The following is a 9,742-nucleotide window of genomic DNA, read 5'->3' on the forward strand; positions in this document are numbered from 1 at the left end:
TTATCTCGGCTCGCGCGCCATGCTGAGGTAGGTCGGATCGAACTCGGCGATCGTGACCAGCCGCTCCCAATCGAGGATCGTGATCATATGGTTCGCCCAGCCGATGACGTTCATGCGTCGCAACGTGCCGATCACCCGGTTCATGTGGACGACGGACAGGCCGAGCACGTCGGCCAGTTGAGCCTGCGACAGCGGCAGGTAAAAGCTCATGTCGCGCGTCTTCTTCACCACCTGCAGCCTGACGAACAGCTCGCATATCAAATGCGCGAGGTGGGAGAGCTTGGAGCGGCGTCCCATGGCCACGATCCATTCGCGATGAATGGCGCCGTCGACCAGCGTGTCGAGCCACAACAGCCGGGTGAGATGCGGCGCCTGCTCGGTGATCGTCTTGAGCTTGCTATGCTCCGCTGCGGCCACATGGCAGGGAGATAGCGCGACGATGCCATGGTCCATCGTCTTCAGCAAAAACGCATGAAGGTCGACAAAATCGCCCGCGATCTGCAGCGAGGTGAACTGCCGGCCGCCGTCCTCCAACACCCTGTAGCGGGCGGCAAACCCGTCGACGATGAGCGTGCTGTAAGTCGGCCTGGTTCCCTCCGAGACGATATCCTCCCCGGTACCGACATATTTTTCGATCGACAAAGTCGACGTGAGCAGCGCCTTCTCTTCCTCCGAGAGAGCGTCGTGCTGGCCGAGATTGAGATAAAGCGATTCCAGCATCCGGCGCTCTCCGTGGCATCAGCTAACGCCGCAGACAGAGGCTGGTTGCAGGCGGCGCTCGCCAAGAGCCGGCGCGGCGCGGATTTTTTCTCAGGATCAGCCCTTTGGAACCATGACCACGCTCGTGGATTGACCTCGAAGTTTGCGGGGATAGACCTGCCGATGCAGCGCTTCTACTTCGACCTTTACAACAGCGAGCACAGCCAGGAAGACCCCGAGGGGCAGCTCTTTGCCAGCCGTGAGCGGGCCGGCATGGAGGCGCTGCGCATCCTGCACGACGTCGCCCGGGACGAAATGCCGGGCGGCAAGCATCTGACCATCACCGTCAAAGTGCTGGACGAAAAACGCGACCAGATTTTCGAAGCGTCGCTGACACTGGAATCCGCCTGGACGTGAGGCGGTCGATGCTGTCGGCGCCAGCCGCCGGAGGCAAGCAATGTTTCAGGATTTCGACACCCGCGAGGTCGACACAGGCGAAGCAAGGATCTTCGCCCGCCACGCCGGCAGCGGACCCGGCCTGCTCCTGTTGCATGGCTTTCCCGAGACCCACGTGATGTGGCGCGAGGTGGCTCCCGGCCTGGCACGGGATTTCACCGTCGTCTGCGCCGATTTGCGCGGCTATGGGCAAAGCTCCTGCCCGCCTTCGGCCGCCGACCATGCGCCCTATGCCAAGCGCGCCATGGCCGCCGACATGGTCGTGCTGATGGAAACATTCGGCTTTCGGCGCTTCATGGTCGCGGGTCATGATCGAGGCGGGCGCGTTGCCTACCGGCTGGCACTCGACCACCCGGACCGCGTCGAGAAGCTCGCCGTGCTCGACATCATCCCCACAGCCGAGGTCTGGGACCGGGCCGATACGAGGCTGGCGCTCGGCTATTGGCCTTGGTCGCTGCTGGCACAGCCGGAGCCGTTGCCGGAGAGAATGCTGGCGGCCAGCGCGGAAGCGGTCGTCGACAACGCGCTTTCCGGCTGGGGTTCGGCGCCTGATGCATTCCCGCCCGGCGTGCGGCAGGCTTATGTCGATGCGCTGCGCGATCCGGCGCATATCCACGCCATCTGCGAAGAGTATCGCGCGGCGGCCGCGCTCGACCGCCGGCATGATCGCGAGGACCAGGCAACGGGTCGTCGCATCGCCTGTCCGTTGCTGGCGCTGTGGAGCGAGCACGGGGCGCTTGCCGAGTGGTATCGGGATGAAGACGGACCCCTGGGCATATGGCGGAGCTGGGCCGACGATGCCAGCGGTGGAGCGATGCCTGGCGGTCACTTCTTTCCGGAGGAGTCGCCGATCGAAACGGCGGCCACGCTGGACGCGTTCTTTTCCGGAAGATAGAAGCGCTCTTTTCTCGGCGATGGTGCCGGCCGGCCAAGCGTCTGCTGCGCCCTGCCGGCGGCCTGGCTCAGGCCAGGATCAAATAGAGCAACGGAACCGCTGCCAGACCGATTGCCATTGCAATGAGCGTGGCGTGGCCGAGACGCTCCGCGCGCCTGGCAATGTCGGCGACCTCATCTTCGTCATTGATGATATCGAGGAACGAAAGATCGGCACGGGTGGCACGCTGGTTGTCGTTTGCAGGCAGGCTTTCGGCGTCCTGCCGTGCGGGCTTTGCAGAGATGTGGGTCAAAACGTCGTCTCGCTCCGAAGCCGGTCAAGCGGCCTTTCTTGTTCATGGATATTGGTGCCCGCCGGAATTGCGCGGGGCGACCGGCGGGCACCAGTACGGCCGGCGATGGAGGGGGCTTTCTCGACGGCCGCTCCCCAATTCGCAGAAAGCGGATTGGTTGCATAAGCCAGCCCAATGCGCCGGCCGCCTCGGACTTCAGTCCGATCCGGGTCACGAAATGTTTCGAGCGGAACATTGGTTCCCGGCGCCTGTTCCCCTTACTCGAGGACGCCGAACGCGTCCTTGAATTCACCCCGAAGAAAATCCGAACCAACGGAGAATTCGATATGCCCAATCAAGGCGGAACCCACGAACAGCACGTCAAGGCCGGCCAGCAGAGCCATAAGAACCGTGACGACCAGCATCGCGGCAGCGGACAGCAGCAGGCCGACAACCGCAATATGGGTCAGCGGGGCGCGGGCCAGCATCGAGGCGGCAGCGGCAACTTCGCCGAAGACCGGCAGCGCGCCTCGGAAGCCGGCCGCAAGGGCGGCCAGCGCTGAATTCAAATGGCGTCCGTGTCCTTCACGGACGCCATTTTCATTTGCCCGCGGGATCGACCCCGCGATGGAACTTCTGCCCCGCCCTCCAGTTCCTCTTCAGTCGGTTGCCCAGGGCTGCCGCCGCAGGATGTTTGAACGGAGGCACCAATGTCGCTGCAAACGCTTCATCCCGAACAGGTCGATGAGACCCGCATGCAGGCCTATTCCACCTTCGGTCCGTTGCTGATCCAAGTCCTGGCGCAGAAACTTGGGCACTGCCAGGGCATGCGCGAGTTGGACAAGCTCGAAAAATCGCTTGTTCGCCTGGTCGAGGAGACCGACGTTGCCGCTCCGCAGGCCGACGCCATGAAGGAGTTCGCAGTCGAGCTCGTTGTGTCGACGCTGCGCAACGTGCGCGAGCACCCAGACGCAAAGCATGATTTGGAGCAGATCGACGAACGGCGCACTGAAGGCCGCTCGGAGGATCCCGACACGCTGGAAGAACAGTTGCAGTCGGGCCTCGAGGACAGTTTTCCGGCAAGCGACCCGCCAGCCGTGGTGTCGACCGCGATCACCGGCGGGGCGAAGGACATCGTCGGCACCGACGAGGTGCTGCGGCGCAAGAAGGAAGCGCGCCGCAAGCAGTCGGAGACGGCCGGCTGACCCAAGGAAATCCAAGGAGGCCTGCGATGACCCAGGCAAAGGACAACATCCCCCACCGTCCGGGCGGGGCTCGTGCGTCGCAAACGGGCAGCCTGCCGACCAAGGGCGGCGACGATCCCGACGTGCGCTTCCTGGCGGAGAATACCGATCTGTCGCCGAAGCAGGCGCGCGAACTGATCCGGGAGCACGGGCACGACCGCGACAAACTCTTGAAGATCGCAAGGACCATGAAAGCGGAAGGCTGACGGTTCTCCAAGACGGAGGGCAAACGGCCTTCTCGAAAGCGAGGTTACCATGAGCAATTCTCCCAGAACCGGACGTCCCGGAACCTCCGATCAATGGCCGCGCTGGGAAGGCCCGAAGGCCAACAAGCCGCGCGGCTACTTGCCGGCCAAGGACGATCCCGATGAGGATCGCGACGCGGCCGGCGAGAACAACAAGGATCCGGAACGGTCGGATCTCGGCGACGTCGCCAAGAAGAAGGGTTCCTGAGACTCTCAATTCACTCAGCGCAACAAGGAGCAGGACAATGCCACGCGGAGATAAATCGAAATACACCGACAAGCAGGAACGCAAGGCCGACCATATCGCCGAAGGCTATGAAAAGCGCGGCGTGTCCGAGAAGGAAGCCGAGCGTCGCGCCTGGGCGACGGTCAACAAGGACGACGCCGGGGGCAAGAAGGCAGGCGGCTCCGGCCGCGGCAAGCACACCGGCCATCCGGCGGCGCATAAGGGCGGGAAGGCTGGCGGCAAGGCGTCGGGCGAGCGATCCGCGGCCGCGCGCTCCGCATCCGCGAAGAAGGCAGCGGCCACGCGCAAGCGCAACGCCGAGCACCACGCTCATCATTGAGGACATCCCCTTCTCCCCACGTGGGGAGAAGGCCAGAGCCTCACAGCGGCATCTCCGATGTCTGCTTGATCGTCTGGCTGGGCACGTCCGTCTTGACGTTCTGCACGCCCTTGATGCGGCTCAGATGCTCCGACTGGAAGCGGCGGTAGTCGTCGATGCCGGCGGCGACGATCCGGACCATCGCGTCGCAATCGCCCAGCATCAGATAGCATTCCATCACTTCCGGGAATTTCGCCACCTCGGCGGCGAAATGCTCGATCGTGTCCTCATCCTGCTGCTTCAGCCAGATGCGGGTGAAGAAGGTCTGGCCGCGGCCGATCTTGGCTGGGTTGAGCACCGCGACATAGCGATCGATGACGCCGGCCTCCTCCAGCAGCTTGACGCGGCGGAGGCATGGCGATGGCGACAAGCCGACCTCCTTGGCCAGATCGTTGTTGGCCATGCGCCCGTCGCGCTGCAAGGCACGCAGGATACGTCTGTCAATCTCGTCCAACTTCATGGATCAGGATTCCAATCTTTTTCCTAATTGCTCTATCTAATGCCAAATTCTGGCAAAAATACCGCATCTTCGCAACCCGATTGCCAGGCGTTTCGGCTATTGTCCGGCCATCGACAATTGCACAACCGAACGGGAGAACGGCGGCCGCAAGGCCAGCCGAAGGCAAAGCCATGAGCGTTTCCGAAGTCGCCCTCGCCGGGGAGCAAACCAGCAACGGCCGCGGCGCCGAGTTCCGGCGCGGGCTTGCCGCCTCGACGCCGGTGTTGCTCGGCATCATCCCCTACGCTCTGGTGCTCGGCGCGCAGGCGGCGCAGAAAGGCCTGAGCGTGGTCGAGGTACCGCTGATGACCGGCCTCAATTTCGCCGGCGGCTCGGAATTCGCGGCGATCCAGCTCTGGACCTCGCCGCCGCATGTCCTGTTGATCGCCGCCATCACGCTTCTGGTCAACAGCCGGCATTTCCTGATGGGCGCCGCACTCGCGCCATTCATCAAGCACCTGCCGAAGCGAAAGGTGTTTCCTGCGCTGTTCCTGATGTGCGACGAGAGCTGGGCGGTAGGCCTCGCCGACGCGCAGCGCCGTGCCGCCGCCGGCATGCGGCCGGCCTTCAGCCTGGCTTTTTATCTAGGCGCCGGCCTGCCCTTCTATTTCGCCTGGGTGGCGTTCACGACCTGCGGCGCGGCACTCGGCCCGGTGCTCGGCGACGTCGAGACATACGGTTTCGCGATGGCCTTCCCGGCCGTCTTCCTGGTGCTGCTTCGCGGCATGTGGAGGGGTTTGGCAGCGGCCCGGCCCTGGCTCGTCAGCCTGGCGGTGGCGGCGCTGACCTATCTCGTCGTGCCCGGTGCCTGGTATGTGGCGGCCGGCGCGCTGTCCGGCTTGGTGGCCGCCTGGTTTCTGGCAGGTGACAAATGATCGATCCGATGACCGCGCTCGCCATCCTGGCGATGGCCGGCGTGACATATCTGACCCGCATCGGCGGCTATGTGGTGCTGAGGAACCGCACGCTCAGCCCGCGCGCCACGACGGTGATGGAGGCGGCACCCGGCTGCGTGCTGATCTCGGTGATCGCGCCGGACTTCGTATCGAAGAACCCGGCCGATCTCGCCGCGCTGGCCATAACCGTGCTTGCCGCGTCAAGGCTGTCGATGCTGCCGACGGTGGTGATCGGGGTGGCCTCGGCGGGCGTACTGAGGTGGCTGATGGGCTAGCTGCCTCAGCCGCCGTAAAGCCCGAGCTCGTCCGGCTGGATCGAAGCGGCGTCGCTTTCGCCCGGGGCGTCCGTATGCTGCTTCAGCGTGGCATCCAGCCTTTCGCTGTCGCTGCCTCGCGGATCGACTATCGCCTCGACGAGCGCATCGAGAGAAACGCCAAGCTGGTCCAGGCCAAGCTGTCTCTCGATCTCGGCGATCGCCGACGGCGATTGCCGTTTCAACGCTTCGACGGCGTTCTTGATTGCCGTACCGTAGGACGACACGGACTCGTAATCGGTCTGATCGACGCCAAACTCCTTGCCCGCGCGTTCCATCAGTCGAACCTTCGTCGCCGTGATGTTGAGGTTGTCGAGGCTGAACTTGGATGCTGGGGCCGCGGGCTCCGCCTGTATGAGCGGCGAAGTAGTGCCGACGGCGCTGTGGATGCTGGCAGCCGGCCTGGCCGTTGGTAACAGGCGCTGCGGCTGCAGAGTCACAATGGCGATGTTGACGGTCGAGGACATTACGGGTCTCGCAGGCGCCCGTCCGTCATGGTCCGGACGCCGGACAGTCGAGCCAGACGTCATGTCCGAACAGAACGCTTCACAGGCAATAAGCGCAGTTGTCCTAAGAGTTCGATAGAAGGATGGCTCACCTTTTAACGATGAGCCGCGCTGTCACCCCCAAGACTTAGTCGTCCCCTCCGCCGTCATGGTCGCCGCTGCCCCCGCCGCCATCGTGGCCACCACTCTCGCCGCCACCGTCGTGGCCGCCGCTGTCTCCGCCGCCGTCATGGCTGGCACCGTCTCCGACTTCGTGGTCGCCGTCATGATCGTCGCCCTGATGATCGCCGTCCTGGTCGCCTTCATGCGAGCCGGTAGCGGCGCCGTCACCCTTGTGCCCGGCCTCGTCATTCTCGGCGGCTTCATTGTCGTCGCCGACGCTGGATGTATTGACCTGATCGTCGTCATGGTCGGCTGTGGACGCCCCCGTCAACCCGCCGCCATTGTCGGAGCCCGCATAAGACGGCTGCGTGGCGAAGATGCCCAGCATGCCGATTGCAGTTGCCGCAAACAAGGGAAAGGTTTTCATCCACGCGCTCCGATCCGTTTTGTGAGATCGGATCATCGTCGCGCCCGATTACGGCGCCCTTAAATGAGTGATTGCAATTTTAGAAACGTCTTATTTTTGTGCCGACCTGGCATGCGGCCGCGTCGGTGACGCAGCGCCGCTTACGGCTCTCGCCACGATCGCCTCCAGCGGCTCCGGCCGGTGCAGGAAATAGCCCTGGCCATAGGCGACGCCCATGCCCATGAGGATCTCCAGCGCGTTCTTTTCCTCGACCTTTTCGGCCACGACGGCGGCGCCCATCGAGCGGGCGATGCCGGTGATCGCCGAGACGATCTCGCGATCGAAGCGGCTGTCGGCGATGTGCTCGACGAACGAACCGTCGATCTTGATGGCATCGATGGGAAAGCGCCTGAGATACTCGAAGGAGCTCATGCCGGCGCCGAAGTCGTCGAGGCTGACGCGGCAATGGCGGAGCCTCGCCTTGCGTACGAATTCTTCCGCCGCGTCGAAATTGGTGACGGCGGCGGTTTCGGTGATCTCGAAGCCGATGGTCGATGGCGGCGCGCCGCTCCCGGCAATGGCCTCGTCGACGAATTCCCAGAGCTGCGGATCGGAAAGCGTCTGCGCCGACAAATTGAAGTCGAGCGAGATGGCCCCCGCGCGCATCGCCTCGCCATGGCGCGTCAGCGCGGTGCGGATGACCCAGCGGTCGAGCCGGGCGGCGAGGCCGAAGCGTTCGGCGACCGGCACGAAATCGCCGGGCGGGATCATGTTGCCGGTGTGGGCTTCGAGCCTGGCCAGCACTTCGACATGGCGGCTGTCTTCCCATGGCTGGCCGAGCCGGTGGATTTCCTGACCGAACAGCCTCAGCCGGCCGTCCTCCATCGCATCGACCAGATCGGCCGCCAGCCGCGCGGCGTTGAGGCCGGCGGCGCCCGACGTCGTCTCCGGCGAGAACAGCGCGAAGCGGTCGCGGCCGCCGGCCTTGGCGGCGTAGCAGGCATCGTCGGCGCAGGCGAGCGCGTCGGCCACGCTCATGTTGCGGTCGCGCACAAAGGCGATGCCGATGCTGGCGGCAAGCCTGCGCGAGGTGACCGCCGCGCCGAGATCGGCGTTACGCACGGCGGCAAGCACGGCACGGGCAAGATGCTCGGCGCAGGCATCATTGCAGTTCGGCACCAAAAGCGCGAATTCGTCGCCGCCGAGCCGCGCTGCATGCGCCGAAGCGGGCAGGCTGGCGAGGATTCCCGCCGCGACGCTCTTCAGCGCCAGGTCCCCGGCGGCATGGCCGGCATAGTCGTTGAGTGCCTTGAAGTAATCCAGGTCTACGTAGAACACGGCAAGCGGCAGCCGCTCGGCCATGGCGATGTTTTCGGCAAGCAGCCGGTCGAAGGCCGAACGGTTGAGTAGCCCGGTCAATGCGTCGTGACGCGCGGCGAAGGCAAGCTCCTCGGCACGCGTCTTCTCGTCGGTGACGTCGCGCACGGTACCTAGAATCTGACCGGCCGAGCCGACACCGGCAATGAAGCGCACCAGCGATTCGACATGGCGGACCTGGCCGTCACGCCGGACTATACGATATTGCGTGGCAGTCACGCTTTCAGAGCCCGGCGGCGGCAGATGGGCGCGCTCGGTGGCCTCCTTGTCGTCCGGGTGGAGATAGGTGTGCCAGAGTTCGGCCGTCACCTCGTCGGTATCGCTCACAAGCCCGAAGATGTCCCTGGTGCGGGCGTCCCAATAGCTCTTGTTGGTGCCGATGTCGTAGTGCCAGATGCCGGTACCGCTGGCCGCGAGCGCGAGCCGCAGGCGGACATTGACCTGCTCAAGCGCGGCCTCGGCCTCTTTCTGTCTGGTGATGTCGGTCTGCACGCCCATCAGGCGCAGCGGCTTGCCTTCAGCATCGCGCTCGACGATGCCGCCGCGGTCGAGCACCCAGACCCAGTGGCCGTCCCGGTGCTTCAGGCGAAGTTCTGTCTCGATGGATTCGGTGTGACCGGCGATATGGCGATCGCCGCTCGCCAGCGCCCGCTCGCGGTCATCGGGATGGGTGAGCTTCAGCCACAGATCGGAGCTGTCGGCGAGCTCGCCCTCGGCATAGCCCAGCATCCGCCACCAGGTCGGCGAATAGCAGCAGTCGCCGGTCGCGAGATTCCAGTCCCATAGGCCGAGATGAGCGCGATCAAGCGCCAGCGCCCAGAATTCGCCATTGCGTTTGTTGTCGTCCGCCATTCTTTGTTCTTGCCGTCCTGCCCCGGCAATACTGCATGAAAGCAGACAAGAAAGGGTTACCGGGGCTCCCAATTAAGGATGAGACGTCAGACAGGGCGGATTTGGCGCGAACCTTTCGCGCTCGTCATTCTAGGGCGGAGCAAGGAGCGAAGCGACGCGCGCAGACCTGAGAATCCATTCCGTGACATTAAGGCGTTGCAACGTTCAAAGAATTCTGCACCGTTGCGCCCTACGGCGTTGGTCACGGAATGGCAACTGTGTTCATGCGAATGCGGTTTTGTCGCGAATGATGGCGTTGAGGACGACCAGGAGCTTCCTTGCGACGGCGATGATAGCGAGCTTCTTGGAGCCCGACCGGGCAGCAAGTGCGGTGTA

Annotated in this window: 15 protein-coding genes; 9 read left to right on the top strand and 6 right to left on the bottom strand. The window is 64.2% G+C overall.

The genetic code is table 11. From position 1 onward, the window contains the following. Entirely contained in the window at positions 1 to 720 is a 720-nt protein-coding gene (locus O7A05_RS25920; protein WP_337095781.1) for a Crp/Fnr family transcriptional regulator, read from the bottom strand. Between O7A05_RS25920 and O7A05_RS25925 the strand changes: the two genes are divergently transcribed. Then, positions 685 to 1,116 (top strand): DUF6894 family protein, encoded by a 432-nt coding sequence (locus tag O7A05_RS25925; protein WP_337095782.1) that lies wholly within the window; start codon positions 685 to 687, stop codon positions 1,114 to 1,116. The two genes, O7A05_RS25920 and O7A05_RS25925, sit on opposite strands and share 36 nt — an antisense overlap. 40 nt (positions 1,117 to 1,156) lie before the next feature. Further along, positions 1,157 to 2,050: an alpha/beta fold hydrolase gene (locus O7A05_RS25930; RefSeq protein ID WP_337095784.1), complete on the top strand. Its 894-nt coding sequence runs from the start codon at positions 1,157 to 1,159 to the stop codon at positions 2,048 to 2,050. A 67-nt stretch (positions 2,051 to 2,117) separates the two neighbouring features. Here O7A05_RS25930 and O7A05_RS25935 read toward each other — a convergent pair whose 3' ends face one another. After that, positions 2,118 to 2,342, bottom strand: coding sequence for a hypothetical protein (locus tag O7A05_RS25935; RefSeq protein WP_224584511.1), 225 nt, complete (start codon positions 2,340 to 2,342; stop codon positions 2,118 to 2,120). Positions 2,343 to 2,782: 440 nt separating this feature from the next. On the opposite strand from O7A05_RS25935, the gene O7A05_RS25940 reads away from it, so the two are divergent. From O7A05_RS25940 to O7A05_RS25960, 5 genes are all read left to right on the top strand, one after another. Further along, positions 2,783 to 2,884 carry a KGG domain-containing protein gene (locus tag O7A05_RS25940; RefSeq protein WP_082369942.1) on the top strand — a complete coding sequence of 34 codons (102 nt, stop codon included), beginning with the start codon at positions 2,783 to 2,785 and terminating at the stop codon, positions 2,882 to 2,884. Between the two features lie 147 nt (positions 2,885 to 3,031). Continuing rightward, the gene (locus O7A05_RS25945; RefSeq protein ID WP_337095786.1) at positions 3,032 to 3,526 is read left to right on the top strand and encodes a hypothetical protein; all 495 of its coding nucleotides are present in this window, start codon (positions 3,032 to 3,034) and stop codon (positions 3,524 to 3,526) included. A 26-nt stretch (positions 3,527 to 3,552) separates the two neighbouring features. Continuing rightward, positions 3,553 to 3,771, top strand: a complete 219-nt coding sequence (locus tag O7A05_RS25950) for a hypothetical protein (RefSeq protein ID WP_337095788.1) — start codon at positions 3,553 to 3,555, stop codon at positions 3,769 to 3,771. Positions 3,772 to 3,820: 49 nt separating this feature from the next. Continuing rightward, entirely contained in the window at positions 3,821 to 4,018 is a 198-nt protein-coding gene (locus tag O7A05_RS25955) for a hypothetical protein (protein ID WP_224584507.1), read from the top strand. 37 nt (positions 4,019 to 4,055) lie between these two features. After that, positions 4,056 to 4,376, top strand: a complete 321-nt coding sequence (locus tag O7A05_RS25960; RefSeq protein WP_095768382.1) for a plasmid stabilization protein — start codon at positions 4,056 to 4,058, stop codon at positions 4,374 to 4,376. A gap of 40 nt (positions 4,377 to 4,416) precedes the next feature. On the opposite strand, the gene O7A05_RS25965 is transcribed toward O7A05_RS25960, so the two are convergent. Next, positions 4,417 to 4,875, bottom strand: coding sequence for an Lrp/AsnC family transcriptional regulator (locus tag O7A05_RS25965; RefSeq protein WP_040981044.1), 459 nt, complete (start codon positions 4,873 to 4,875; stop codon positions 4,417 to 4,419). A gap of 170 nt (positions 4,876 to 5,045) precedes the next feature. Here O7A05_RS25965 and O7A05_RS25970 point away from each other — a divergent pair, with 170 nt between their 5' ends. Together O7A05_RS25970 and O7A05_RS25975 are read left to right on the top strand one after the other, a co-directional pair. Next, a complete protein-coding gene (locus O7A05_RS25970) occupies positions 5,046 to 5,789 on the top strand; it encodes an AzlC family ABC transporter permease (RefSeq protein ID WP_337095794.1) in 744 nt (247 codons plus the stop codon). Beyond that, on the top strand, positions 5,786 to 6,085 hold the full coding sequence (locus tag O7A05_RS25975; protein WP_337095795.1) for an AzlD family protein: 300 nt from the start codon (positions 5,786 to 5,788) through the stop codon (positions 6,083 to 6,085). The genes O7A05_RS25970 and O7A05_RS25975 overlap by 4 nt, the downstream gene beginning before the upstream one ends. Positions 6,086 to 6,090: 5 nt before the next feature. Here the strand turns inward: O7A05_RS25975 and O7A05_RS25980 are convergent, their stop codons facing one another. From O7A05_RS25980 to O7A05_RS25990, 3 genes are all read right to left on the bottom strand, one after another. Next, positions 6,091 to 6,591, bottom strand: coding sequence for a hypothetical protein (locus O7A05_RS25980; RefSeq protein ID WP_337095796.1), 501 nt, complete (start codon positions 6,589 to 6,591; stop codon positions 6,091 to 6,093). A 166-nt stretch (positions 6,592 to 6,757) separates the two neighbouring features. Beyond that, entirely contained in the window at positions 6,758 to 7,159 is a 402-nt protein-coding gene (locus tag O7A05_RS25985; protein ID WP_337095798.1) for a hypothetical protein, read from the bottom strand. 90 nt (positions 7,160 to 7,249) lie between these two features. Beyond that, on the bottom strand, positions 7,250 to 9,367 hold the full coding sequence (locus tag O7A05_RS25990) for an EAL domain-containing protein (protein ID WP_337095799.1): 2,118 nt from the start codon (positions 9,365 to 9,367) through the stop codon (positions 7,250 to 7,252). Between the last annotated feature and the right edge of the window lie 375 nt (positions 9,368 to 9,742).

Source organism: Mesorhizobium argentiipisi (SeqCode) (genome assembly GCF_037179585.1).
In the GTDB taxonomy this organism is placed as follows: Bacteria; Pseudomonadota; Alphaproteobacteria; order Rhizobiales; family Rhizobiaceae; genus Mesorhizobium; species Mesorhizobium argentiipisi.